The following is a 23399-nucleotide window of genomic DNA, read 5'->3' as shown; positions in this document are numbered from 1 at the left end:
CCGCCGGCGGGTCAGCTGGCCTCGCGCTTGTCACGGTCCTGGCGGATCCGGGTCCAGGCCGCCTCGGCGGCCTGCTGCTCGGCCTCCTTCTTCGAGCGTCCCGAGCCTGAGCCGTATTCCTCGCCGCCGACCCTGACGACCGCGGTGAAGGACTTGGCGTGGTCGGGACCGCTCTCCTCGACGTGGTACTCGGGCACGCCGAGCGACTCGGAGGCGGTGAGCTCCTGGAGCGAGGTCTTCCAGTCGAGCCCGGCGCCCAGCGAGGCCGAGCGGGTGATGAGGGGGTCGAAGAGCAGGTGGACGACGCGGAAGGCCTCGTCCAGGCCCCTGTCGACGTACACGGAGCCGATCAGCGCCTCGAGGGTGTCGGCGAGGATCGACGACTTGTCGCGCCCTCCCGTGCCCTCCTCGCCCCTGCCGAGCCGCAGGAAGCGTCCCAGGCCGAGGGTGCGGGCGACGCCCGCGAGCGCGCGCATGTTGACCACCGCGGCCCTGAGCTTGGCCAGCTGCCCCTCGGGCAGGTCGGGGTGGTTGCGGTAGAGGGTGTCGGTGACCACCAGGCCGAGCACGGAGTCGCCGAGGAACTCCAGGCGCTCGTTGGTCGGCAGGCCGCCGTTCTCGTAGGCGTAGGAGCGATGGGTCAGCGCCCGCTCCAGGATCGCCACGTCCAGGCGGACGGAAAGGAGCCGCTCGATCTCGTCCCTGACGAACTCGACGGCCACCGGCTTAACGCTGCTCATACCCACGTCTTCTCCTCGCACGTCTCTCGTCGAATGCGCGATGGCGAAGAAGTGGGCGAGAAGTGCCCGAAGACGTGGTGGACGCCGGGAGGGTACGCGTCATGCGGACCCCGGCGTCCACCACAGCCGCGGGCGGTCCGCCATCGCATTGAAGCGCGAACGGTCAGCCGGCCGGTGCCGGAAGGATCCGGCCGGCGCCCGTCGGTCAGAATGCGATCAGGCGGAGGGCTCGATCACCTGACGGCGGTTGTAAGTGCCGCAGGAGGGGCACGCCACGTGCGGACGCTTCGGCGAGCGGCACTGGGGGCAGCTCACGAGCGAAACCGCGGCGGCCTTCCACTGCGACCTGCGGGAGCGAGTGTTGCTCCGCGACATCTTGCGCTTGGGGACAGCCACGTCAGCTCTCCTGATCGTTGTTATGTTCCGGAACCAGACCCTGCAACTTGGCCCAACGGGCGTCGACGACCTCGTGCCGGTGACCAGGCTCGGCGTCGGCCAGCCTGATCCCGCACTCCGAGCAGAGCCCGGCGCAGTCTTCACTGCAGACCGGGCTCAGCGGCAGTGTGAGCACCACCGCGTCACGGAACGCGGGTTCGAGGTCGAGCAGTTCACCGTCGAGAAGCGAGTCGTCCTCGGCAGCATCCTCTGCCGAGTAGAGGAACAACTCCTGGAAGCTCACCTCGGTGTCCGAGACGACGTCCTCCAGGCAGCGTGCGCACTCCCCCCGCAGCGGGGCCTGCGCCGTGCCCGTGACGAGCACACCCTCCATGACCGCTTCAAGCCGGATGTCCAGCTCGACATCGGCGTCCCTGGGGACACCGATCATGTCGACGCCGATGTCCGCCGGTGCCGGGAGAGTGAGATGCATCCGACGCATCGTCCCTGGTCTCCGCCCCAGATCATGGGTGGAGATCACCCATGGGGCGCGGGGGTCGAGGTTGTGCGGAGTCATTCCACTCTCATTAGGCATGGCGAATCAACGCCGTCGTGCAAGGCAGAAACAAGAGAATACCAGGACCTAGCCCCTGAGCCGTTCGACCAGGAGTTCCTGGACGAGATCGGGGACCAGGCCGGCCACGCTCCCGCCGTACCTGACGATCTCCTTGATGCGGCTCGAGGACAGGAACGACACCTCGGGGCCCGTCGCCATGAACAGCGTCTCCACCCCGGACATCCGGTAGTTGAGCTGGGCCATCTGGAGCTCGTAGTCGAAGTCGCTGATCGCCCGCAGTCCCTTGACGATGGCCGGGATCTCCTGCTGTCTGCAGTAGTCCACCAGCAGGCCGTGGAACTTGTCCACGCGTACGTTGCCGTACTCCTTGGTCACGGTCTGGAGCATCTCGATCCGCTCCTCGACCGTGAACAGGCTCTTCTTCTCGATGTTGATCAGCACGGCCACGACGACCTCGTCGTACTGGCGGGAGGCCCGGCCGATGATGTCCAGGTGGCCGTTGGTAACGGGATCAAACGATCCCGGACAGACAACGCGACGCAAGGCGAAACCCCCTGCTCTATGGATTTCCGGCGGCGCGACCGTACCAAACGGACGCTTCGCCGTAACGACGGACCCTCTCCTCTTCGTATCCGCTGGGCCACACCAGGTCCTTCCCCCGGCTCTCCCGTTCCACCGCGACCAGCGCGTCCTGCGCCAGCCAGCCCCTGTCCCGCAACTGCCCGAGCACGGCGTCGACCGCCTCCGCGCCCACCGCGTACGGCGGGTCGGCGAACACCAGGTCGTACGGCTCCGCCGCGCCCCGTTCGAGCACCCGCTCCACCCGGTCCGCCGCGAGCTCGGCTCCGGGGAGGCCGAGAGCGGCGATGTTCGCCCTGATCGTCCTGACCGCCTTGGCGTCCGACTCGACGAGCAGCGCGTGGACCGCCCCCCGCGACAGCGCCTCGAGGCCGACCGCGCCCGATCCGGCGTACAGGTCCAGCACCCTCGCCCCGTCCAGCGAGCCCAGCAGCGATCCCACGGTGGAGAAGATCCCCTCTCTGGCCCGGTCGCTCGTGGGGCGGGTGCCCCTGCCCGGCGGCACGGCCAGCCGTCGTCCTCCTGCGCTTCCCGCGATGACTCGACTCACCGGCCCATTGTCCCAGCGCGCCGCGGCTTCGCTCGCGGCCTCCCGCCCCTTTTGTCCCACCGCAGTCCCGCCGCGGTCCCGCCGCGGTCCCGCCGCTGCCCCGCCGCTGCCCCGTCACCATGCCGCCCGCCGCCCGCCGCGCCCCCTCTCCCCGCAGCCCGGCGTGTCGCGACGCATCACATAACCCCAGGTCAAAAGGGTCCGGGAAGGTGATCTAGGTCAAGAGTGGGCAAGGAGTGGCGACGAAAGCGCAAGGGTCGTTCCACCCGGCCGCCGGGCCTTGCATGATGAGTCCTGCGGCCTTCACGTGACCCAGAAGGAGGCCGACCGGCGTGATCGTGAGCCCTTCCGCACGCCGGTACTCTCGGCACCTGACCCGAGAGTGGGCCCAGGCGGGGACGGCATTCGGGGGGAGGCCGTCCCCGCAGTTGGGCGTTCGCCCCCCTCCGCGCCCGCCTCAGGTCTTCTCGAGGTACTCCGCGCGCTCGTCGGCCAGCAGCCTGTCGATCTCCGACTTGAGCATCGCGTGCCCCGCGAGGTCGGGGTCGGCCGCCAGCATGGTCTCGGCGTCCAGCCGGGCGGTGTGGATGACGTCCTCGTCCCGCAGGAGCTGCAGCAGCTTCAGGGACGACCTGCGGCCCGACTGGGCGACGCCCAGCACGTCGCCCTCCCTGCGCTGCTCCAGGTCGACGCGGGACAGCTCGAAGCCGTCAAGGGTCGAGGCGACCGCGTCGAGCCGGTCGCGGGCCGGAGTGCCGCCCAGGGACTCCGTCACCAGCAGGCACAGCCCCGGCAGCCCGCCACGGCCGACCCGGCCCCGCAGCTGGTGGAGCTGCGAGACGCCGAACCTGTCGGCGTCCATGATGACCATGACCGAGGAGTTGGGGACGTCGACGCCGACCTCGATGACCGTGGTCGCCACCAGGACGTCGGTCTCGCCCCGGCTGAAGGCCCGCATCACGGCGTCCTTCTCCTCCGGGGGGAGCTTGCCGTGGAGCACCGCCGTACGGAGCCCCAGCAGCGGCCCCTGCGACAGCGTCTCGGCCGTCTCAAGCACCGCGAGCGGCGGACGGCGCTCGTCGTCGTCCTTGGACAGGTCGCCCTCGTCGCCCTCCAGGTCGCCGATGCGCGGGCAGACGATGTAAGCCTGCCGCCCCAGCTCGACCTCCTCCCGCAGCCTGGTCCAGGCCCGGTCGAGGAAGTGGGGCTTCTCCGCGGCGGGCACCACGTGCGTGGTGATCGGCGCGCGTCCTGAGGGCAGCTGGGACAGCGTGGAGACCGTGAGGTCGCCGAAGACGGTCATGGCGACCGTGCGCGGGATCGGGGTGGCGGTCATGACCAGCACGTGCGGCCGCCCTCCCCCGGCCTTCTCCCTGAGCGCGTCGCGCTGCTCGACGCCGAACCTGTGCTGCTCGTCGACCACGACCAGGCCGAGGTCGGCGAACTGCACGCGCTCCTGGAGCACGGCGTGGGTGCCGACCACGATCCCGGCCGCGCCGGAGGCGGCGTCGAGCATGGCGGAACGGCGGGCCGCCGCGCCGAGCGAGCCGGTGAGGAGGGCGACCGCCGTACCGCCGAACATCCCGCCCGCGGCCAGGTCGCCGAGCATGGCCGAGATCGACCTGTGGTGCTGCTGGGCGAGCACCTCCGTGGGCGCCAGGAGCACGGCCTGCCCTCCCGCGTCGACCACCTGGAGCATGGCGCGCAGCGCGACGACCGTCTTGCCCGCGCCGACCTCGCCCTGGAGCAGCCGGTGCATGGGGTGGGCCAGGGCGAGGTCGGCGGCGATCTCCTCCCCCACGTCCCGCTGGCCCTCGGTGAGCTGGAACGGCAGGCGTGCGTCGAAGTCGGCGAGCAACCCGTCGCCCCGCGCGGGCCTGGGGGTCGCGGGCCAGGAGGAGGCCGCCATCCGGCGCTGCAGCAGCACCGCCTGCAGCAGGAACGCCTCGTCGAACTTCAGCCGCTTGCGCGCCCTGGAGACGTCTGCGTGGTCACGCGGCCTGTGGACGGCCAGGAGCGCCTCCGCCAGGCCGGGCAGGTTGTGCTTGGCCCGCAGGTCGGCGGGGAGCGGGTCGTCGAGGGGCTCGAGGGTGTCGAGGAGGACGCCCAGCGCCCTGCGGATGGCCCACGGGGTCACGTCCTTGCCCGCCGGGTAGATCGGCACCAGCGCGGCGGCGAACTTCTCCGCGGCGGCGTCGCTCTCGTCGAACATCTCGAACTCGGGATGCGACAGCTGCCACCTGCGCTTGTCGCCCTGGCCGAACGCGCCGACCTTCCCCGCGAACATTCCGCGCGTGCCGGGCCGCAGCCGCGTCTCCGCGATGTGGGAGGCCTTGCCGAAGAAGGACAGGTAGATCTTGCTGCGGCGGCCGTCGACGACCTCGACCTCGAGCCAGGTGCCGCCCTTGTTGCGCATCGGCCTGCGCATGGCCCTGGTGACCTCGCCGACCACGGTGACGTGCTCGTCGACCCGGAGGTCCTCGAGGTCGGTCAGCTCGCCCCGCTCCGCGTAACGCCGGGGGTAGTGCCGCAGCAGGTCACCCACGGTGCGCAGATCGAGGACGCTCTCCAGCAGCTTGGCGGTCTTGGGGTCAAGCGCCTTGGTCAGCGGCTCGTCGAAGCTCGTCACCCCAAGTTTCTACCGCGTCCGTGCGACAGAACGGGCCCGACGCCCCCTGAGCGCGTCCGTCCGCGCCGCGCCCCGCTCCCCTCCGGCACGCGGTTCCCCTCCGGCACGCGTCCCGTCCGACGCCGCTCCCACCCGACGCCGGTCCCGTCCGACGCCGCTCCCACCCGGCGCGCGTCCCGTCCGACGCCGCTCCCACCCGACGCCGGTCTCACTCGACGCCGACGAGCAGCGGGTAGCCGCCCTGGCCGCCCTTGTAGGCGACGACCTCGATGTCGGGGCGGGTCTCGGCCAGATGGTCCCGTACGGCTCGCGTCAGCCCCTCGGGCGCGTTGACCCCCTCGAGCACGGTCACCAGCTCGCTGCTCGGGGACACCATGCGGCGGACCGTCTCCAGGGCGGTCTCCACCAGGTCCGCGCCGATCACGGCGACGTCGCCGTCGATCACGCCCAGGACGTCTCCCGGACGGGCCGGGCCCGCGCTCGACACGACCTCGCGGTCGGCCACCCAGACGTGCCCGTGCCGGGTGTGCGCGGCGGCCTCCGTCATGGCCACCACGTCGTCGTCGAAGCGGCGCAGCGGATCGTGGACGGCGAGCGCCGCCAGGCCCTGCACCGAGGCCCTGGTGGGCAGCACGCTGACGGTCAGCCCCTCCTCCCTGGCGACCTCCGCGGCGGCCGTGGCGACCTCGCGTGTCCCGCCGTCGTTCGGCAGCACCACGACCTCCGAGCCCGCCTCGCGGATCGCGGCGAGCACCGCGGCCAGCGGCGGGCTCGCGCCGGGCTCCCTGCGGACCACCACGGCGCCGGAGCGCTCGAACACGGCGCCGAGCGCGGGTCCCGCGGCCACGGCCACGACGCCTCTCCCCCGGGCGACGGGGTGGGTCCGGCCCGCCCCGGGCAGGTAGGTCACCCTGATCCGGTGCGGCCGCCCCACGCGCACGGCCGCCTCGATCGCCGCACCCGCGTCGTCGACGTGGACGTGGACGTTCCACAGGCCCTCGCCGCCGACGACCACCAGGCAGTCGCCGAGCGCGTCCAGCTCCCGACGCAGCTCGCCGACCGCCTCCGCGTCGGCGTCCAGGAGGTACATGACCTCGTAGCCCGGCCCCTCCTGCGGCCCGACCGGCTCGACGGCGGCCCGGCGGGTCGGCGCCGGGATGTCGACCCGCTCGGCGCGGGAGTCGGTGACCACCGCGGCGAGGCTCTCCAGGATGATCGTCAGCCCCGCGCCGCCCGCGTCGACGACGCCGCTGCGGGCGAGCACGTCGAGCTGGTCCGGGGTGCGGCGGAGCGCGGAGCGCGCCTCGTCGGCGGCGCTCCTGGCCACGGCCGCGAGGTCCCCCCGCAGATCGCGCACCGCTCCCGCGACGGCGGCGAGCACGCTGAGCACCGTGCCCTCGACCGGTCTGGCCACCGCTTCACGGGCCAGCTCGGCGGCCCTGACAAGCCCTCTGCCGAGGTCGGCGCCCCGCCCGTCGGCCGCTCTGAGCACCTCGGCGAGACCGCGCAGCGCCTGGCTGACGATGACGCCCGAGTTGCCCCTGGCGCCGAGCAGCGCGCCCTGGGCGAGGGTCTGCCAGGTGGTCGCGGCGTCGGCGTCGCCGGGCAGCCCGTCGAGCGCCTCGGCGGCGGAGAGCATGGTCAGGTGCAGGTTGGTCCCCGTGTCGCCGTCGGGAACCGGGAAGACGTTGAGCGCGTCGATCTCCTCGCGAGCCCTTCCCAGAGTCTCCGCGGCCAGCCGCGACCACCGCCGCACGGCGGACGGGTCGAGAACCTGCAGCATGCCGCCCTCCACCCCTGGGAATGCGCTACGGTTGCCTCCGGAGATTATCCCCGTTCGGCCAGTCATGGCGGCCCGTGTTGGCATCCATGGCCGGACATCGGATATCCTCGTGTGGCCAGCCGGTCGTCCCGGCGCGCCCGATGACCGCCGCCAGTGCGGCGGATCGAGCCTCTCGACTTATCTAAGGAGCGAACCGTGGCTTCCGTCTGCGATGTTTGCGCTAAGAAGCCGACCTTCGGCAACAACGTCTCCCACTCGCACCGCCGCACCCGCCGCCGCTGGAACCCGAACATCCAGCCCGTGCGCGCAGTGGTGAACGGCACGCCGAAGCGGCTGAACGTTTGCACCTCCTGCATCAAGGCCGGCAAGGTCACTCGCTAGCCAGACGCGCGCACGGCCCGTCGCCTCCGCTCGGAGGCGACGGGCCGTCGCCGTTTCCAGCCGCCTTCGCTCGGAGAAAGGCTCCTCCGCCCGGAGAAAGGCTCCTCCGCCCGGAGAAAGGCTCCTCCGCTCGGAGCCGGCCGCCTCCGCTGGGAGGCGGGCGTCGGCGGCGCGCCTGATGCCCGGCCGCCTCGCCCGCGTCGCGGCACACGAACCTAACGCCAGCGCCACCCGTGGTCGACGGGGCCGATGCCCGAGCCGAGCGCGAAGCCGTGGGCGATGGCTCCGGTCACGTACGCCTTGGACTTCTCCACGGCCGTCGGGACGTCCTCGCCGAACGCCAGGTGTGAGGCGACGGCGGAGGCCAGGGTGCAGCCGGTGCCGTGGGTGTGGCGGTTGTCGAGGCGTTCGGCGCTGAAGCGGAACTCCTCTGTGCCGTCGGTCAGCAGGTCGACCGGGGCTCCCGGCAGGTGCCCGCCCTTGATCAGCGCCCAGGTGGGGCCCAGCTCCAGGATCGCGTCCGCGGCCCGACGCATGTCCTGGTCGTCCTCGACCTTGACGCCGGTGAGCTGCAGGACCTCCCAGAGGTTCGGCGTCACCACGGTCGCCGTGGGCAGCAGCCGCGACTTGACGACGTCCACCGCCTCGGGCGCGAGCAGCGCGTCGCCGTGCTTGGAGACCCCCACGGGGTCGACCACGACCGGCGCCTCGACCCGCGCGAGCACCTCGGCCACCGTCTCGACCAGCACGGGCGAGGCGAGCATCCCCGTCTTGACCGCCTGGACGCCGATGTCGCCCAGCACCGAGTCGAGCTGGGCCCGCACCGCCTCCGCGGGCAGCTCCCAGTATCCCTGGACACCCATCGAGTTCTGTGCGGTCACCGCGGCGATGACGCTCATGCCGTGCGCGCCGAGGGCCAGCATCGTCTTCAGGTCGGCCTGGATGCCGGCGCCGCCGCCCGAGTCGGAACCGGCGACGGTCAGCACGCGAGGAGGGATGGAATCGGTCATACGCACCATCCAACCAGTTCCCCGCCCAACCGCGCCCCCGTCCCGGGGGCTTCGCGCCCGGCTGTCGCCGTGCCCGGGAAGGTTCGCCCGGTCAGACGACGACGCAGTCTCCCTGGGAGCTCTGGCAGGTCCGCGGCTCGTGCGCCTGCCCGTCCGCGGTGAAGGTGACGACCAGGTTCTCACCCTCGTCCAGCCTCTCGGTGGACTCGATCACCAGGGTTTCGCCGGTCTGGCTCCAGTTCGCGCCGCGCACCGAGGTGACCTCGCCGCTGACCGGCACCTTCAGCGTCAGGCGGTCGAGCCTGTCGTCCGCGGTGACCACGAGCTGGGCGGTGTACGCCTTGCCCTTCTCGCTGACCAGGCCGTATCCGACGGTGACGGCCGCGCCGGCGGCGGGGGCGGTCGAGGTCGCGGAGGAGGTCGGGGCGGGCGACGGTTCGGTGACGCCCGAGCTCTCGGACGGCCTGTGGGTCGGGGTGTCGGAGATCGGCGACTGGTCGACCGAGCTCGGCGTGGGCTGCGGCTCCTCCGGCTGCGGCTGCGGCTGCTGGGTGCGGCGCGGGGTGTTGGTCGCCGTCGGGGTCGGACGCGGCTTCGCGCCCTGGGTACGGCTGACGCGGCGGGGGGTCGTCACCGGCGCGGGGGTCCCGGAGGCGTCCGGGTCCGGTTTCTCCTCGGCCGCGGGTTCCTCGGCGGGCGAGGGCTCCTCCGAGGAGGAGGGCTCCTCGTCCGGATCGGCGAGGGTGTCCTCGGGGGCGGGCTGGTTCGAGGCGCCCGCGACGCATCCGCTGGTCTGACACCCGGTGGTCGAGCCGGCAGGGCCGCTGCTCACCAGCTGGATGCCCACCACGCTTCCGCCGAGCACCACGACCACCGCCGCGACGGCGAGCAGCGCCATCTTGGCGCGTCCTCCCCGTCCGCTCTCCCTGTCCGGCCAGACAGGTTCGGACAGCTCGGAGGTGGCTGACCAGCCCGATCCCAGGAACCCCTTGCGGGGTTCGGTGACCGCGGACTCCTCGGGACGGAGCCGGCGCCCGATCGGCTCCTCGCGGGTCTCCGCGGGCGAGAAGGGTCTCTCGGCGTGTGAAGCGGGGTCCGGAGCGGGCTCCGGCTCACGTTTCCCCCGGTTACGGGGGGCGTTTTCCCCATGTCCACCATGGCGGCCCATGTCGCCCCTTCCTCTAGGGAATCTCGGCCGCATAACTTCATACCATTTTAGTAACCGTTTGTCGCAAATTTAACTGATGTCACAGCAGTGGGAAACGTCACTGCCGGAAGTGGTCCCAGCCTCCGCGCGTCATGGAACGCCCTCTGACCTGCACACCTTCGCCGGAGACGACGTGACCGACCACCGTCCACTCAGGCGGGAGCCGTACGGTCTCGGGGAAGGTCGCGGCGAGGGCGTGATCGTCCCCGCCGGAGAGGATCCACTCCAGCGGGTCGACGCCGAGCAGCCGGGCGGCCTTCTCCATCGGGACGGGGACCGTGAAGGACTCGGGGAGGAGCACGACGCCGACCCGGCTCGCCGTGGCGACGTGCCCGAGGTCCTGGAGCAGGCCGTCGCTGACGTCGAGCATCGAGGTGGCGCCGAGCGCGGCGGCCTGAGGGCCGCAGGCGTACGGGGGCTCGGGGCGACGGTGGGCGTCGACCAGCTCCGCGGGACCGCTCCCGCCCTCTGTGAGCAGCGCGAGACCGGCGGCGGCGTGGCCGAGCCGCCCCGCGACCGCGACCACGTCACCGGGCCGCGCGCCCGAACGGGTGACGGGCGCCCGCCCGCCCAGGTCTCCCAGCGCCGTGACACCGATCACGACCAGGTCGCAGCGGGTCGTGTCGCCGCCGACCACACTGGCTCCGACCAGGTCGCACTCGTCGCGGAAGCCGTCGGCGAGATCGTCGAGCCAGCCCGTGGTCGCGTCCGCGGGCATGCCGAGGCCGACCACGATGCCGGTGGGGTTGGCTCCCATCGCAACGATGTCCGAAAGATTCTGTGCCGCGGCTTTGCGGCCGATGTCATAGCCACTGGACCAATCGCGACGAAAGTGCCTACCCTCGATCAATAAGTCTGTCGTCACGACGACCCGTCCGTCAGGAGACCTCACCATCGCGGCGTCGTCCCCGGGACCGAGGAGCACGGTCCCACCCTGTGGCAAGCGTTCGGCTATACGTGCAACAACTCCGAATTCGCCGAGATCTCCGACTGTGATGACGCACCTCCCGTTCATCACAGGGTACGGTGGCCCTTCGGCACTGATCCAATCGCCCGGGAGGACGTTATGGTGCAGGCCTACATCCTGATCCAGACCGAGGTCGGCAAGGCGGCGAACGTGGCCGGACAGATCTCCTCGATCACCGGTGTCACGCAGGCCGAGGACGTCACCGGCCCCTACGATGTGATCGTCCGCGCCGAAGCCCGCAATGTGGATGATCTAGGCAAGCTCGTGGTGGCCCAGATTCAGGCGGTGGAGGGCATCACACGTACCCTTACGTGTCCCATCGTTCATATCTGATCCATCGGGAACACGACATGTCACTCCGGTTCGCGCGCTGGGCGGCGTGCGCCTGCCTCCCACTGACCCTGGCGGGATGCGGCGGCGCCGTCCGCGTGGATCCACCCGCGCCGGAGGGGGTGGCCGCCGCCGCGTGCAAGGCGCTCGGCGAGCGGCTTCCCCGCGCGCTCGACGGCCTCGAACGGGTGGAGTCGTCGCCCGCCTCGCCGTACGTGGCGGTGTGGGGGGAGGCCAGGATCGCCCTGCGCTGCGGGGTGCCGCGGCCGGCGACGATGACGGCCACCGAACAGGTGCCGGAGATCGACGGGGTCGCGTGGTTCAACGACCCCGTCAGGCCGGCGCTGTTCACGGCGGTCGGCAGGGAGGCCTACGTCGAGGTGACGATCTCGCGTGAGCACACCCCCCAGGACGTGCTCGTCGATCTCGCGCCGCCCATCAAGGCGGCGCTGCCGCAGACCGGCTGACCTCTCCTGCCTGTCCGGGGCCGTGCGCCGCGGACCGGGCGGCCAGGCGGTCCGTCCGGCGCGGGGACGGCGCTACCGCAGGCCGGACGGCCGGGCCAGGGCCAGCTGGATCAGCCTGTCGACCAGCTCCGCGTAGGAGACGCCGGTCGCGGCCCACAGCTGCGGCGCGACCGAGACCGAGGTGAAGCCGGGCATCGTGTTGATCTCGTTGAGGATCAGCCCGCCGTCCTCGGTGTAGAAGAAGTCGACCCGGGACAGGCCCTCGCAGCCCAGCGCCTCGAAGGCGCGCACGGCCATCCCCCGCAGCTCCTCAGCCACCTCGGCCGGGATGTCCGCGGGCACGGCCAGGGACATGTCGCCCTCGATGTACTTGGCCTCGAAGTCGAAGAACGCGTGGTCGCCGCGGACGAGCACCTCGCCGGGCAGGCTGGCGCGCGGGGCCTCGTCGCCCGGCGACTCCAGCACCGCGCACTCGATCTCGCGTCCCACGATGGCGGCCTCGACCAGCACCTTGGGGTCGTGCTCGCGGGCGAGCTCGACGGCCCTTTCGAGCTCGTCCAGGTCGTTGACCTTGGAGATGCCCTGGCTCGACCCGGCGCGGGCGGGCTTGACGAAGACGGGCCAGCCGAGCTCCTGCACCTCCTTGAGCACGCGGTCGCGGTCGACCCGCCAGTCACGGTCGCGGACGACGACGTACGGCCCGACCGGCAGGCCCGCCGCGGCGAGCACCGTCTTCATGTAGCCCTTGTCCATGCCGACCGCGCTGGCCAGCACCCCGGAGCCGACGTAGCGGACCCCGGCCATCTCCAGCAGCCCCTGGATCGTGCCGTCCTCGGCGAAGGGGCCGTGCATCACGGGGAAGACGACGTCCACCTGACCGAGCTCGACCGGGATGCTGCCCGCGTCGTAGGTCACCAGCGAACCACTGCCGGACGGCAGCGCCAGCGCCGTTCCCTGGTCGTCGACCGCGGGAAACGCGCCGTCCTCGATCGCGTAGCGCTGGTCGCCTGAGGCGAGCACCCACCGCCCATCCTGTGCGATCCCCACGGGGACGACCTCGTACTTGGACCGGTCGATGGCCTCCAGCACGCTTCCCGCTCCGAGGATGGAGACGGCGTGCTCGGAGTTGCGGCCACCGAAGACGATTGCTACCCGCGGCCGGGTTTCGTACTGCTCGCTCATGATGACCGAATCTACCCCCTCTGGGGGGTCATTCCGGTTGTCAGACTCGCCTGTTCCCTCTGTTCGATTCGTGGCCCCGCCCTACTCCCGGCGCGGGTCCCTGCCCGGGTCCCTGGCCGTGTCCCTGCGCGGGTCCCTGCCCAGGTCTTGAGGCAGGCCCCCGGGGTCGTTCCTGCGCCGTTCCCTGGCCGGGCATCCGCGCCTGCCCCTGGGCGGACCCCGGCAGTGACCCCGACAGCGACCCCGACGACAGCAGGGAGTCGAGGGCCTTGGTCACGTCGACGATGAGATCCTCCGCGTCCTCGAGCCCGATGGAGAACCTGACGGCCGCGGCGTCGATCCCCGAGGCCTCGCCGAGCTGCGGGTGACTGGTCGAGGCCACATGCGTGACCTTGGTGTGAGTGCCCCCGGCCGACGTGGCGATCGAGGCGAGGTCGAGCCCGTCGGCCAGCGCCACGCCCGCGTCGTAGCCGCCGTGCGGGGTGACCGTCACGCAGGCGCCGTACCTGGTCCCCTCGGGGCCCGAGTCGAACAGGTGCCTGGCCAGCTGGTGCCCCGGGTGCTCCGGCAGGCCCGGATAGTCGACCCGGCGGACCGCCGGGTGCTTGGCCACCGCGGCCGCGAACACCATCGCGGTCGCGCACATCCTGCGCACCCGCAGCGGCAGGGTGGCCAGGCCCCTGCGGAGCAGGAACGCGTCGTCGGGGGAGAGCGTGCCGCCGGTGTCGATGCCGACCTCGCGGAGCTGCGCGATCAGGTCGGGGCGGCCGACCGCGACGCCGCCGCTGCAGTCGTCGTGGCCGCCGAGGTACTTGGTCGCGGAGTGGATCACCAGGTCGGCGCCGTGTTCCAGGGGGCGGCACACGATCGGGGTGGCGAAGGTCGAGTCGACCACCAGCAGCGCCCCCGCCCTGCGGGCGATCCGGTACAGACCCCGGATGTCGGAGACGGCCATGGTCGGACTGGACAGGGTCTCCGCATAGATGATCTTCGTGTTCGACCTGACCTCGGCGTTCACCCGGCTGAGGTCGCCGTAGTCCGCGAAGCCTGCGGTGACGCCGAACCGGGAGAGCACGTTGGTGATCAGCGAGTAGGTTCCGCCGTGCATCGGGATCGGGGCGACGATGTGCGCCCCGGCGCGCAGGAAGGTCATCAGGACCGCGTTGACGGCGGCCATCCCGGACGCGAACGCCTGGCCCGCGACGTCCTTCGGCGCGGCGGCCCCCTCCAGCGAGGCGACCGCCGAGGCGAAGGCGGCGGTCGTCGGGTTGTCCACCTTGCCGTAGGCGAAGCCCGAGCGTCTCTCGTCGCACACGTCGGCGTACTCGGCCGAGTCGGCGAAGCCCCACTCCGAGCTGCGCCAGACCGGCATGCCCAGCGGGGTCTGCCCGGGGGCCTCCGGGGCCGGCAGGTGCACCGACCGGGTGTTCTCACCCTTTGGTCTCCGCATGCGTCGGTTCACCGGATGCGCGCCGGGGGTGCTCCGGTCCCGAGGCCGGAGAGCGACGGCGCTTCCCTCCCTCAAGACGTCGATGGGGTCGGATGGCTGGGAGTCCTCGGCTCAGGACCGGAGGTTGTCCGCCTCGGGCGGGGAGTTCTCGGCGTCGACGTCGGTGTCGGGCAGGACCTCAAACGCCGTACCGTTCCGGCTTGGGGGTGCGCGACATCAGCAGCATCGCGGCCTCGCCGGGGGGCATCCCGTCGTGGACGACGGCCACAACCACCTCCGTGATCGGCATCTCCACATCGTGCTTTCTGGCCAGTTCGAGAACCGACTCGCAGGACTTGACCCCCTCGGCTGTCTGCTTCGTCGCGGCGACGACCTCGGCGAGGGTCATCCCCCGGCCAAGATTCTCACCGAAGGTGCGGTTCCTGGACAATGGGGATGTGCAGGTCGCTATGAGATCGCCCATCCCGGCGAGCCCGGCGAAGGTGTGCGGGTCAGCGCCGAGCGCCGCGCCGAGCCGCGAGATCTCCGCGAGGCCGCGCGTCATCAGCATCGCGCCGACGTTGTCGCCGAGTCCCATGCCCGCCGCGACGCCGACGGCCAGGGCGATCACGTTCTTGACCGCCCCGCCGAGCTCCACCCCGATCACGTCGGGATTGGTGTAGGGGCGAAACCACGGCGGCAGGTGACAGGCCTCCTGGAGGCGTTCCATGGCGCGCTCGTCCGTGCAGGCGACCACGGTCGCCGCGGGCTGCCCCCTGGCGATCTCGCCGACCAGGTTGGGCCCTGAGACCACCGCCACCTGCTCCTGGGGCACCTCGGCGACCTCGCAGATCACCTCGCTCATGCGTTTGGTGGTGCCGAGCTCGATGCCCTTCATCAGGCTGACCAGCACGGCGTTCGGCGGCAGGTTCGGCTTCCACTCCGTCAGGTTGGCGCGCAGCGTCTGGGAGGGGACGGCGAGCACGACGAAGTCGGCGCCCTCGAGAGCCTCCGCGGGGTCGGTGGTCGCGCGCAGGCTCTCGGGCAGCGCCACGCCGGGCAGGTAGTCGGGATTCTCATGGCGGCGGTCGATCGCCTCGACGATCTCGGGGCGCCTGCCCCACAGGACGGTCTTGCCGCCCGCCCCTGCCAGGATCATCGCGAAGGTCGTGCCCCACGAGCCTGTGCCGAATACAGCCGCCTTGGTCATTTCATCACCGTACGTCGAAGTCAGTTGTCTGCGGGTCGCTTGAACGGCGTCTCCGGCGCCTTCTCACCGCGCAACTCGGCGAGCTGAGCCGTGATCGCCGCCATGATGTCGGCGGTCGCCTCGCGCAGGACGTCCGCGTGCAGCGGCCGCCCCTCGTACTTCGACAGGTCGACCGGCGGACCGGTCAGCACGCGGAAGGTCTTACGCGGCCAGAGGCTGGGCCGCTTGCCGCCGTAGGGCAGGATCTCCTGGGCCCCCCAGTGCGCCACGGGGATCACCGGCGCGCCGGTCGCCAGGGCGAGCCTGGCCGCGCCGGTCTTGCCCTCCATCGGCCAGAACTCCGGATCACGGGTGCAGGTGCCCTCCGGATAGAACAGCACGCACGCCCCTTCGGCGATCCTGCGCTCGGACTCGGCGAGCGAGCGGGCCGCGTCCGCGCTTCCCCGGTAGACCGGGATGGCCCGCAGCTCCCGCACCATGTGCCCGAGAACCGGCACGGAGAACAGGCCCGACTTGGCGAGGATCGTCGGCCAGCGGCCGTTGTTGTAGAGGTAGTGCGCCAGCAGGACGGGGTCCAGCCACGACAGGTGGTTGGTCGCCAGGATCACGCCGCCGGTCCGGGGCAGGCGCTCCACTCCGCGCCAGTCCTTCCTGACCAGGAGCCACGAGATCGGCTTGACGATCGTGACGGCCACGGCGACCCAGAACCGGGAAGGCCATCCAGGACGTCTCATGAGCTCCTCCAGATGCGCGGGGTGCGCCCCCAAGTGTCCCGGTTGGCCGCGCGGGATGTCGAGGCGGGATGCTTAAGGCTATGCCTGCTCCGCGGAGTTCAGACTGGACCCTCGTCGTCCCTGTCAAGACATTGGTCGCCGCCAAGACCCGGCTCTCACGTGCGGCGGGCCCGCATCGGGCCGCGCTGGCCGTCGCGATCGCCTGCGACACCGTCGAGGCTGCGCTGCGCTGCGCCGCCGTGGCGCGGGTCGTGGTGGTCACGGGCGATCCCGTGGCGGCCGGGGCGCTCGCCTCGGTGGGCGCCCACGTGGTCGACGACCCCGAGGCGGGACTGAACGCGGCGCTGCGCCACGGCGCCCTGGAGGCCCTGCGGCTGACGCCCTCGGGGGCCGTGGGCGCGCTCCAGGCCGACCTGCCCGCGCTGCGGCCCGCGGAGCTGGCCGTCGTGCTCGCCGCCGCCTCCGAGTTCGACCAGGCGTTCCTGCCCGACGCGGCCGAGATCGGCACGACCTTCTACGGGGTACGGCCGGGCGTCCCGTTCACCCCGGGGTTCGGCGGCGAGTCCCGCGAGCGCCATCTGCGGCGCGGCGCGAAGGAGCTCTGCCCCGACGGGGTCGACTCGATCCGGCGGGACGTGGACACCCCCGACGACCTGCGGGCCGCGCTCGCGCTCGGCGTCGGCCCCCGCACCCTGGCGACGGTGGAGCAAATAGGAAGGGAGTCCCCCTCAGGGGGGACTCCCTCACCGTCCTGACCGGCCGCGCTCCCCGGCGTCGCGCCGTGTCCGCCGCTCGGGCCCGGTCTCCGATCCGAGCGGCGTGCCCCCGTGGGCAGGGTCCGCGGCGGATCAGTGCCCGGCGTGCTCCCCCTCGCGGGCCTGCTTCGGCAGCAGGAAGGCCGCCAGGAAGGTCAGCACGAGCATCCCCGCGACCACCGCCAGGACGACCCCCGCCGCCCCGATGAAGTCGGGGTTCGGCCCGCCCGCCACCTGGTCGAAGAAGACCGTGCCGAGCAGCGCGACGCCGACGGCCCCGCCGAGCTGCTGCATGGCGGTCATCGTCCCCGAGGCGGAGCCGGTCTCGTGCTGCTCGACCCCGGCCAGGATGATGTCGAAGAACGGCGCCATCAGCAGGCCCATGCCGAGGCCGGTGACCCCCAGGGCGGGGACGAACTGCCAGGCGGTCACACCCGCGCCCGCCTGGGTGACGGTCAGCAGGACGCCGAGCGTGCCGAGGGTCATGACGAGGACGCCGCCCTGCAGGACCTTGCGGCCGAACCTGGCCACCGCCTGCGCCACGCCGAAGCCCGCGACCATGCCCAGCGACCAGGGAGCCATCACCAGGCCTGCCTGGAGCGTCGAGTAGCCGAGACCGATCTGGGTGTAGAGGTTGAACACCAGCACGAAGCCCGACATGGCGGAGAAGAAGACCAGGCCGGTCAGCAGGCCGCCGGTGAAGGCCCGCTTGCGGAAGAGGCTGGGGACGATCAGCGGGTCGCCGCCCGCCCTGCTCTTGCGGGACTCGAACCAGCCGAAGACCGCGAAGACCACCACGGCGGCGCCCATCATGACGAAGGACCATGCGGGCCAGTCGTTCTCCCTGCCCTGGACCAGCGGGAAGACCAGCAGCAGGCCGCCGAGGGAGGCCAGGATCACGCCCGGGACGTCGAGCTTGAGCGGGTGAGGCGAGCGTGACTCGGGCAGGAAGCGCAGCCCGGCGGCGACGGCGGCGAGGCCGAGCGGCAGGTTGATCAGGAAGATCATGCGCCAGCCGGTGCCGAAGAAGTCGGCGTCGATCAGCCATCCGGCCAGAATCGGCCCTCCCACGGAGGACAGGCCCATGATCGGCCCGAACAGGCCGAACGCCGCGCCCATCTCCTTCGGGGAGAACATCTCCTTGATCATGCCGAGCCCTTGCGGAAGCATGACCGCGCCGAACAGGCCCTGAAGGACGCGTGCGCCGACGAGCAGCTCGGGCGACTGGGCCACCCCGCACAGCAGTGAGCCGACGGTGAAGCCGGCCGCGCCGATGAGGAACATCCGCTTGCGGCCGAAGATGTCGCCGAGCCGTCCACCGGTGATCAGGCCGACGGCCATCGAAAGGGTGTAGGCGGCGCCGAGCCACTGGATGGTCGCCTCGGTGCCGCCCAGCTCGGCCTTGATGGTGGGACCGGCGATGTTGGTGACCATGGCGTCGAGGAGGTCCATCACCTCGGCCATCAGGATCACGGCGAGCGCGATCCAGCGCCACCGGTACGGGGGTGGCTCAGTCGCCGGTTGAGCTGCGGCTTTGACGTCGGTGGTCATGGGGGGACTCCTCGTGTCGATTCGGAGGACGGTCAGGCGTTGATGAACAGCGTTCACCATACATGAGCGATGTTCTCCACACGAACATCGTTCGCCGATCAGTGCGATGTTCTCAAGATATGTCGCATCCACGCCGAGAACAAGATATATCGTGAAAATGAGCGACGTTCGATCACATGAGCACTGTTCACCAAGGCGATACACTGATCTCATGAGTGACGAGCTGCCCGCACTGCCCTGGGAGCGGGCACGCCGCAGGCCCGGGCCCGCCCGAGTCCCGCTCACCCGCGACCGGATCGTCGAGGCCGCCTTCGCCGTGCTCGACCGCGTCGGCTACGAGAAGCTCAGCATGCGCCAGGTCGCCGCCGAGCTCGGCGTCGCGGTCTCCGCCCTCTACGCCCACGTCAACGGTAAGGACGAGCTCCTGGAGCTCATGTACCTCCAGATGTACGAGGGCTGGCAGCCACCTGTCCCCGACCCCGAGCGCTGGCAGGAGCAGGTCCAGGAGTACGCCCGCACGGGGCGGGCCAAACTGCACGAGCACCGCGACATGGCCAGGGTCGCGATGACGGGCTTCCCCTTCAGCCCCGAGGCGTTGCCCCACATCGACAGGCTTCTCGGCCTCTTTCGCGCGGGCGGGCTTCCCGACCGCATCGTGGGGGCGGCGGGCGACGTGCTCTCCACCTTCGTGAACGGCTTCGCCTTCGAGGAGAGCATGTGGGAGACCCGTCGGCACGAGTCGAACGGGGACACCCACGACCAGTCTCCCGAGGAGAACTGGCAGGAGATGCGGGAGACGCTCGAACGCTACTTCAGCGAGCTGCCGCCGGAACGCTTCCCGAACCTGGTCGCGCTCTCCGGCATCGTGCTGGACAACACGAACGACGATCGGTTCGACCTGGGCGTCGAGATCATCATCAGAGGCCTGGCGTCCTTCGCCGAGGACGCCTCTCCCGCGGCCGGACCCTCCAGTGCCGCCCCGCTCCCCTCCGGCGAGCCCGGCGACGCCTGAGGGGTTACCCTGATCGGGTGCAGGCGACGGTACGGATCTTCGACACGGCGACCAGGTCGGGATCGGTGTACGCGGACGACGGGACCGAGATCCCGTTCGACGCCGCGGCCTTCGACGCGGGGCCGCTGAGGCTGCTCAGGTCAGGGCAGCGGGTGAACGTCGTCATGGAGGACGGCCGGATCACCTACGTCACGCTGTCGACCTTCCCCCTGCCGGCCCCGCCCCCGTCCTGACCCTCCCGCGGGTCCGCCCGCTCGGCCCCGAGCGGGCCGCCCTCTCCCCCGCCGGCCTCACCCGAGGTCCGGCCCGCCCCTGTCCGGTCCGAACCGCGCGTCTCCTTTCGGCCCTTCGGCGCGGCGCCTGACACCCGCAGGGAAGGGCCGGGCGCCAGGCCCCCTCAGGGAACCCCGGCGCCCGGGCACGGCCTCACTTTTTCTTCGCGGCCTTCTTTCCCTCCACGTTGACGAGCTCCTTGAAGTCCGACCCCGGCCGGAACTTGGGCCCCCAGCTCTCGGCGACCTTGATCTCCGCGCCGGTGGAAGGGTTGCGGGCCGACCTGGCGGGCTTGTGCACCATCTCGAAGGCGCCGAAGCCGGTGATGGAGACCTTGTCCCCGCTCGCCACGGCCTTCTGGATGGCGTCGAGCACCGCGTTCACGGCCTCGGTGGCGGTCTTCTTGTCGCCGACCCGATCCGCGATCGCCTCGACGAGTTCCTTCTTGTTCATAAAGGTTGCTCCCCCTGCTTACCGATGTCTGGGAGTGGGTCATGAGGCAGATAGCCCGTCTCACCCGATTTGTCACGGCCTGAGGTCTCAACAGAGCGAGAAACCCCTTGCCCGCTTGAAATTAAGGGACGGAGCCGTATGACTCAATCACCTTCCGCAATGTTTCCAGCACTTGGCGTATCTGAAACCAGAGCATCAAGGTCGAGAAGGAATAAATCAAGACGCCCCGCAGCGTGGGGGAGATCACGTTTGGCGAGGTCACAGATCGACAGCAGGCGCTTGGCGAGGCGCTCGCGCTGCGCGGGGGGAACGGGCACAGCACGGACGCGGCGGTGCGCATCGCGCAACCGCCGCGCCAGTTCGTCTTCTGAACGAGTCAGACGGTCGTCGGCAGCCATGGCTGCCGACCATTCTCGTATGTCGCGATGGCATCGGCGTTGCGGAGGGTCAGGCCGATGTCGTCGAGCCCCTCCATCAGCCGCCAGCGGGTGTAGTCGTCGATCTCGAAGGCGGCGGTCTCCCCCGCCCAGCGCACCTGGCGTTCCGCCAGGTCAACGGTGACCTCGAGGGTGGGATCGGCCTCGACGGCGGCCTGCAGGGCCTCCACCGTGGCGGCGGGCAGGACCACCGGGAGCAGTCCCATCTTGGTGGAATTATTACGGAAGATGTCGGCGAAACGCGCCGCGACGACGACGCGGAAGCCGTACTGCTGCAGGGCCCAGACAGCGTGCTCGCGCGAGGAGCCGGTGCCGAAGTCGGGGCCGGCGACGAGGATCGAGGCGCCCTCGTAGACGGGGTTGTTCAGGACGAAGTCGGGGTCCTCACGCCAGGCGGAGAACAGGCCCTTCTCGAACCCGGTCCGGCTGACCTGCTTGAGCCAGACGGCGGGGATGATCTGGTCGGTGTCGACGTTGCTGCGGCGCAGCGGCACGGCCCGGCCGGTGTGGACGGTGAAGGCTTCCATTGTTGAGATCTCCTAGGCCAGGTCGGCGGGCGCGGTCAGTTTGCCGGTGACGGCGGTCGCTGCGGCGACCTGCGGGGAGACCAGGTGGGTACGGCCGCCCTTGCCCTGGCGCCCCTCGAAGTTGCGGTTGGACGTCGAGGCGCTGCGCTCACCGGGGGCGAGGGTGTCGGGGTTCATGCCCAGGCACATCGAGCACCCCGCCTCGCGCCACTCGGCGCCCGCCGCCTTGAACACCTCGTCCAGCCCCTCCTGCTCGGCCTGCAGCTTGACCAGCATCGAGCCGGGGACGATCAGCGTGCGGGTGACGACCTGGCGTCCGCGCAGCACCTCCGCCGCGGCCCGCAGGTCCTCCAGGCGGCCGTTGGTGCAGGAACCGACGAAGACCGTGTCGACCTTGACCTCGCGGAGCGGGGTGCCCGCCGTCAGACCCATGTACTCCAGCGCGCGCGCGGCGGCGGACGGGTCGTCGGTCTCCTCGGGGGCCGGCACCGCGCTTCCCAGGGGAGCTCCCTGGCCCGGGTTGGTCCCCCAGGTGACGAACGGGGTCAGCGTCGAGGCGTCGATCTCCACGACCGTGTCGAAGACGGCGTCCTCGTCGGTCGCCAGCGACTTCCAGTACTCGACGGCGGCGTCCCAGGCGTCTCCGGTCGGGGCGTGGGGACGGCCCTTCAGGTACTCGAACGTGGTCTCGTCCGGAGCGATCATGCCCGCCCTGGCGCCCGCCTCGATCGACATGTTGCAGACGGTCATCCTGCCCTCCATGGAGAGCTTGCGGACGGCCTCGCCGCGGTATTCGACGATGTAGCCCTGACCGCCGCCGGTGCCGATCTTGGCGATGATCGCCAGGATCAGGTCCTTGGCCGTGACCCCGGCGGGCAGCTCTCCCGAGACCTCGATGGCCATCGTCTTGGGCCGGTACGCGGGCAGCGTCTGGGTGGCCAGCACGTGCTCGACCTCGGAGGTGCCGATGCCGAAGGCGATGCCGCCGAACGCGCCGTGGGTCGAGGTGTGAGAATCGCCACACACGATCGTCATGCCCGGCTGGGTCAGGCCGAACTGCGGGCCGATGATGTGCACGACGCCCTGGCCCGCGTCACCCATCGGGTGCAGCCTGACCCCGAACTCCGCGCAGTTCTTGCGCAGCGTCTCGACCTGGGTGCGTGAGACCAGGTCGTTGATCGGGCCGCGTACCGTCGGGACGTTGTGGTCCTCGGTGGCGATCGTGAGATCGGGCCGCCTGATGGGACGCCCCGCCATGCGCAGGCCGTCGAACGCCTGCGGGCTGGTCACCTCGTGAATGAGGTGCAGGTCGATATAGAGCAGGTCGGGCTCTCCCTCCGCACGCCGTACCACGTGCTGCTCCCAGACCTTCTCCGCCAGCGTGCGGCCCATGTCGCCTCCTTGCGATCGCTTTCCGCACCCCACTTGCTTTCTCATATGTCGAGACGGCAGTATCGGTGTATGGACAACTCTAGCGGAGTCGGCGTACTCGACAAGGCCGTTCTCGTGCTCAACGCCCTTGAAGCCGGCCCGGCGTCCCTCGCCCAGCTCGTCCAGGCCACCGGCCTGGCACGGCCGACGGCCCACCGGCTGGCCGTGGCGCTGGAGCACCACCGCATCGTCTCCCGCGACACGCAGGGACGGTTCGTGCTGGGCCCCCGTCTGTCGGAGTTGTCCACGGCCGCGGGCGAGGACAGGTTGCTGGCGGTCGCCGCGCCGGTGCTGACCCAGCTGCGGGACCTGACCGGCGAAAGCGCCCAACTGTACCGGCGTCAGGGCGACGAACGAGTGTGCGTGGCCGCCGCCGAGCGCGCCAGCGGGCTGCGCGACACCGTCCCCGTCGGCTCGGCGCTGCCGATGCTCGCCGGGTCCGCGGCGCAGATCCTCCTGGCCTGGGAGGAGCCCGACCGCCTCCACAGGGGGCTGCGCGGGGCCAAGTTCACCGCGGCGACGCTGGCCAGCGTCCGCCGCAGGGGTTGGGCGCACAGCGTGGGCGAACGCGAGCAGGGCGTGGCCAGCGTCTCGGCGCCGATCAGGGGCGCGGCGGGCAAGGTCGTCGCCGCGGTCTCGGTCTCGGGCCCCATCGAGCGCCTGACCCGCACCCCGGGACGGCTGCACGCCGTTCCCGTGGTCACCGCCGCCGAGCGGATCACCGAGTCGATGCGGCGGGCCAACTGAGCCGCACGACATCGAGCCGACCGAGGCGCACGATATGGGGAGGCGAGCACCCTTGCGGCCCCC

The 23399-nt window shown here is 71.1% G+C and carries 25 protein-coding genes and 1 pseudogene; 7 read left to right on the top strand and 19 right to left on the bottom strand.

What is annotated here, in order from left to right; genetic code table 11:
* Window positions 1-11: 11 nt before the first annotated feature.
* The 7 genes from rnc to PKF00_RS34770 form a co-directional block, all read right to left on the bottom strand.
* Window positions 12-740 (bottom strand): ribonuclease III, encoded by a 729-nt coding sequence (gene rnc, locus PKF00_RS34800; protein ID WP_271221959.1) that lies wholly within the window; start codon window positions 738-740, stop codon window positions 12-14.
* A 216-nt stretch (window positions 741-956) separates the two neighbouring features.
* The gene (rpmF, locus tag PKF00_RS34795) at window positions 957-1136 is read right to left on the bottom strand and encodes a 50S ribosomal protein L32 (RefSeq protein WP_179824792.1); all 180 of its coding nucleotides are present in this window, start codon (window positions 1134-1136) and stop codon (window positions 957-959) included.
* Window position 1137: 1 nt separating this feature from the next.
* Window positions 1138-1692, bottom strand: a complete 555-nt coding sequence (locus PKF00_RS34790) for a YceD family protein (RefSeq protein WP_271221958.1) — start codon at window positions 1690-1692, stop codon at window positions 1138-1140.
* Between the two features lie 66 nt (window positions 1693-1758).
* The gene (coaD, locus tag PKF00_RS34785; RefSeq protein WP_271221957.1) at window positions 1759-2235 is read right to left on the bottom strand and encodes a pantetheine-phosphate adenylyltransferase; all 477 of its coding nucleotides are present in this window, start codon (window positions 2233-2235) and stop codon (window positions 1759-1761) included.
* Between the two features lie 16 nt (window positions 2236-2251).
* Window positions 2252-2821 (bottom strand): 16S rRNA (guanine(966)-N(2))-methyltransferase RsmD, encoded by a 570-nt coding sequence (rsmD, locus tag PKF00_RS34780; protein ID WP_271221956.1) that lies wholly within the window; start codon window positions 2819-2821, stop codon window positions 2252-2254.
* A gap of 457 nt (window positions 2822-3278) precedes the next feature.
* Window positions 3279-5450, bottom strand: coding sequence for an ATP-dependent DNA helicase RecG (recG, locus tag PKF00_RS34775; protein ID WP_271221955.1), 2172 nt, complete (start codon window positions 5448-5450; stop codon window positions 3279-3281).
* Between the two features lie 208 nt (window positions 5451-5658).
* Window positions 5659-7233 carry a DAK2 domain-containing protein gene (locus PKF00_RS34770; protein WP_271221954.1) on the bottom strand — a complete coding sequence of 525 codons (1575 nt, stop codon included), beginning with the start codon at window positions 7231-7233 and terminating at the stop codon, window positions 5659-5661.
* Window positions 7234-7428: 195 nt separating this feature from the next.
* Here PKF00_RS34770 and rpmB point away from each other — a divergent pair, with 195 nt between their 5' ends.
* A complete protein-coding gene (gene rpmB / locus PKF00_RS34765; RefSeq protein WP_012894387.1) occupies window positions 7429-7614 on the top strand; it encodes a 50S ribosomal protein L28 in 186 nt (61 codons plus the stop codon).
* Between the two features lie 215 nt (window positions 7615-7829).
* Here rpmB and thiD read toward each other — a convergent pair whose 3' ends face one another.
* The 3 genes from thiD to PKF00_RS34750 all read right to left on the bottom strand — a co-directional run bounded on the left by thiD (window position 7830) and on the right by PKF00_RS34750 (window position 10846).
* Window positions 7830-8633, bottom strand: coding sequence for a bifunctional hydroxymethylpyrimidine kinase/phosphomethylpyrimidine kinase (gene thiD, locus PKF00_RS34760; RefSeq protein ID WP_271221953.1), 804 nt, complete (start codon window positions 8631-8633; stop codon window positions 7830-7832).
* An 82-nt stretch (window positions 8634-8715) separates the two neighbouring features.
* Window positions 8716-9522 (bottom strand): hypothetical protein, encoded by an 807-nt coding sequence (locus tag PKF00_RS34755; RefSeq protein WP_271221952.1) that lies wholly within the window; start codon window positions 9520-9522, stop codon window positions 8716-8718.
* Window positions 9523-9889: 367 nt separating this feature from the next.
* Window positions 9890-10846: a thiamine-phosphate kinase gene (locus tag PKF00_RS34750; RefSeq protein WP_271221951.1), complete on the bottom strand. Its 957-nt coding sequence runs from the start codon at window positions 10844-10846 to the stop codon at window positions 9890-9892.
* 51 nt (window positions 10847-10897) lie between these two features.
* On the opposite strand from PKF00_RS34750, the gene PKF00_RS34745 reads away from it, so the two are divergent.
* Window positions 10898-11131, top strand: a complete 234-nt coding sequence (locus PKF00_RS34745) for an Lrp/AsnC family transcriptional regulator (RefSeq protein ID WP_271221950.1) — start codon at window positions 10898-10900, stop codon at window positions 11129-11131.
* A gap of 17 nt (window positions 11132-11148) precedes the next feature.
* On the top strand, window positions 11149-11595 hold the full coding sequence (locus PKF00_RS34740) for a DUF3515 domain-containing protein (protein WP_271221949.1): 447 nt from the start codon (window positions 11149-11151) through the stop codon (window positions 11593-11595).
* Window positions 11596-11667: 72 nt separating this feature from the next.
* On the opposite strand, the gene PKF00_RS34735 is transcribed toward PKF00_RS34740, so the two are convergent.
* The 4 genes and pseudogenes from PKF00_RS34735 to PKF00_RS34720 form a co-directional block, all read right to left on the bottom strand.
* Complete coding sequence (locus tag PKF00_RS34735) at window positions 11668-12777, bottom strand: D-alanine--D-alanine ligase family protein (protein ID WP_271221948.1); 1110 nt, start codon at window positions 12775-12777, stop codon at window positions 11668-11670.
* A 256-nt stretch (window positions 12778-13033) separates the two neighbouring features.
* Window positions 13034-14227 (bottom strand): annotated as a pseudogene (locus tag PKF00_RS34730) (trans-sulfuration enzyme family protein); the annotation flags it as partial.
* Window positions 14228-14405: 178 nt separating this feature from the next.
* Window positions 14406-15416, bottom strand: coding sequence for an NAD(P)H-dependent glycerol-3-phosphate dehydrogenase (locus tag PKF00_RS34725; RefSeq protein ID WP_271221947.1), 1011 nt, complete (start codon window positions 15414-15416; stop codon window positions 14406-14408).
* Window positions 15417-15436: 20 nt separating this feature from the next.
* On the bottom strand, window positions 15437-16150 hold the full coding sequence (locus PKF00_RS34720) for a lysophospholipid acyltransferase family protein (RefSeq protein ID WP_271221946.1): 714 nt from the start codon (window positions 16148-16150) through the stop codon (window positions 15437-15439).
* A 68-nt stretch (window positions 16151-16218) separates the two neighbouring features.
* On the opposite strand from PKF00_RS34720, the gene cofC reads away from it, so the two are divergent.
* Window positions 16219-16905 carry a 2-phospho-L-lactate guanylyltransferase gene (cofC, locus tag PKF00_RS34715; RefSeq protein ID WP_271221945.1) on the top strand — a complete coding sequence of 229 codons (687 nt, stop codon included), beginning with the start codon at window positions 16219-16221 and terminating at the stop codon, window positions 16903-16905.
* Between the two features lie 93 nt (window positions 16906-16998).
* On the opposite strand, the gene PKF00_RS34710 is transcribed toward cofC, so the two are convergent.
* On the bottom strand, window positions 16999-18456 hold the full coding sequence (locus PKF00_RS34710; protein WP_271221944.1) for a DHA2 family efflux MFS transporter permease subunit: 1458 nt from the start codon (window positions 18454-18456) through the stop codon (window positions 16999-17001).
* Window positions 18457-18667: 211 nt separating this feature from the next.
* Here PKF00_RS34710 and PKF00_RS34705 point away from each other — a divergent pair, with 211 nt between their 5' ends.
* Together PKF00_RS34705 and PKF00_RS34700 are read left to right on the top strand one after the other, a co-directional pair.
* On the top strand, window positions 18668-19468 hold the full coding sequence (locus PKF00_RS34705) for a TetR/AcrR family transcriptional regulator (protein ID WP_271221943.1): 801 nt from the start codon (window positions 18668-18670) through the stop codon (window positions 19466-19468).
* 17 nt (window positions 19469-19485) lie between these two features.
* Window positions 19486-19701: a hypothetical protein gene (locus PKF00_RS34700; RefSeq protein WP_271221942.1), complete on the top strand. Its 216-nt coding sequence runs from the start codon at window positions 19486-19488 to the stop codon at window positions 19699-19701.
* Window positions 19702-19894: 193 nt separating this feature from the next.
* Here the strand turns inward: PKF00_RS34700 and PKF00_RS34695 are convergent, their stop codons facing one another.
* The 4 genes from PKF00_RS34695 to leuC form a co-directional block, all read right to left on the bottom strand.
* Window positions 19895-20194 carry an HU family DNA-binding protein gene (locus tag PKF00_RS34695; protein ID WP_271221941.1) on the bottom strand — a complete coding sequence of 100 codons (300 nt, stop codon included), beginning with the start codon at window positions 20192-20194 and terminating at the stop codon, window positions 19895-19897.
* Between the two features lie 143 nt (window positions 20195-20337).
* Window positions 20338-20592 (bottom strand): SCO5555 family protein, encoded by a 255-nt coding sequence (locus PKF00_RS34690; RefSeq protein ID WP_271221940.1) that lies wholly within the window; start codon window positions 20590-20592, stop codon window positions 20338-20340.
* Window positions 20571-21158 (bottom strand): 3-isopropylmalate dehydratase small subunit, encoded by a 588-nt coding sequence (leuD, locus tag PKF00_RS34685; RefSeq protein ID WP_271221939.1) that lies wholly within the window; start codon window positions 21156-21158, stop codon window positions 20571-20573. Before leuD ends, PKF00_RS34690 begins: the two co-directional genes overlap by 22 nt.
* 12 nt (window positions 21159-21170) lie before the next feature.
* A complete protein-coding gene (leuC, locus tag PKF00_RS34680) occupies window positions 21171-22550 on the bottom strand; it encodes a 3-isopropylmalate dehydratase large subunit (protein WP_271221938.1) in 1380 nt (459 codons plus the stop codon).
* A gap of 69 nt (window positions 22551-22619) precedes the next feature.
* Here leuC and PKF00_RS34675 point away from each other — a divergent pair, with 69 nt between their 5' ends.
* The gene (locus PKF00_RS34675) at window positions 22620-23336 is read left to right on the top strand and encodes an IclR family transcriptional regulator (RefSeq protein ID WP_271221937.1); all 717 of its coding nucleotides are present in this window, start codon (window positions 22620-22622) and stop codon (window positions 23334-23336) included.
* Window positions 23337-23399 lie beyond the last annotated feature (63 nt).

The sequence above is a fragment of the Streptosporangium carneum genome, from assembly GCF_027922005.1.
Taxonomy (GTDB): domain Bacteria; phylum Actinomycetota; class Actinomycetes; order Streptosporangiales; family Streptosporangiaceae; genus Streptosporangium; species Streptosporangium carneum.
The sequence above is the reverse complement of the archived record's forward strand: the minus strand, read 5'-3'. Positions and strand labels throughout refer to the sequence as shown.

Bases quoted from the DNA above. Each gene is read 5' to 3' on its own strand.
- rnc (WP_271221959.1), bottom strand. From the start codon at position 740: ATGAGCAGCGTTAAGCCGGTGGCCGTCGAGTTCGTCAGGGACGAGATC.
- PKF00_RS34790 (WP_271221958.1), bottom strand. From the start codon at position 1,692: ATGACTCCGCACAACCTCGACCCCCGCGCCCCATGGGTGATCTCCACC.
- PKF00_RS34770 (WP_271221954.1), bottom strand. From the start codon at position 7,233: ATGCTGCAGGTTCTCGACCCGTCCGCCGTGCGGCGGTGGTCGCGGCTG.
- thiD (WP_271221953.1), bottom strand. From the start codon at position 8,633: ATGGTGCGTATGACCGATTCCATCCCTCCTCGCGTGCTGACCGTCGCC.
- PKF00_RS34755 (WP_271221952.1), bottom strand. From the start codon at position 9,522: ATGGCGCTGCTCGCCGTCGCGGCGGTGGTCGTGGTGCTCGGCGGAAGC.
- PKF00_RS34750 (WP_271221951.1), bottom strand. From the start codon at position 10,846: ATGAACGGGAGGTGCGTCATCACAGTCGGAGATCTCGGCGAATTCGGA.
- PKF00_RS34745 (WP_271221950.1), top strand. From the start codon at position 10,898: ATGGTGCAGGCCTACATCCTGATCCAGACCGAGGTCGGCAAGGCGGCG.
- PKF00_RS34740 (WP_271221949.1), top strand. From the start codon at position 11,149: ATGTCACTCCGGTTCGCGCGCTGGGCGGCGTGCGCCTGCCTCCCACTG.
- PKF00_RS34735 (WP_271221948.1), bottom strand. From the start codon at position 12,777: ATGAGCGAGCAGTACGAAACCCGGCCGCGGGTAGCAATCGTCTTCGGT.
- PKF00_RS34725 (WP_271221947.1), bottom strand. From the start codon at position 15,416: ATGACCAAGGCGGCTGTATTCGGCACAGGCTCGTGGGGCACGACCTTC.
- PKF00_RS34720 (WP_271221946.1), bottom strand. From the start codon at position 16,150: ATGAGACGTCCTGGATGGCCTTCCCGGTTCTGGGTCGCCGTGGCCGTC.
- cofC (WP_271221945.1), top strand. From the start codon at position 16,219: ATGCTTAAGGCTATGCCTGCTCCGCGGAGTTCAGACTGGACCCTCGTC.
- PKF00_RS34710 (WP_271221944.1), bottom strand. From the start codon at position 18,456: ATGACCACCGACGTCAAAGCCGCAGCTCAACCGGCGACTGAGCCACCC.
- PKF00_RS34705 (WP_271221943.1), top strand. From the start codon at position 18,668: ATGAGTGACGAGCTGCCCGCACTGCCCTGGGAGCGGGCACGCCGCAGG.
- PKF00_RS34695 (WP_271221941.1), bottom strand. From the start codon at position 20,194: ATGAACAAGAAGGAACTCGTCGAGGCGATCGCGGATCGGGTCGGCGAC.
- PKF00_RS34690 (WP_271221940.1), bottom strand. From the start codon at position 20,592: ATGGCTGCCGACGACCGTCTGACTCGTTCAGAAGACGAACTGGCGCGG.
- leuD (WP_271221939.1), bottom strand. From the start codon at position 21,158: ATGGAAGCCTTCACCGTCCACACCGGCCGGGCCGTGCCGCTGCGCCGC.
- leuC (WP_271221938.1), bottom strand. From the start codon at position 22,550: ATGGGCCGCACGCTGGCGGAGAAGGTCTGGGAGCAGCACGTGGTACGG.
- PKF00_RS34675 (WP_271221937.1), top strand. From the start codon at position 22,620: ATGGACAACTCTAGCGGAGTCGGCGTACTCGACAAGGCCGTTCTCGTG.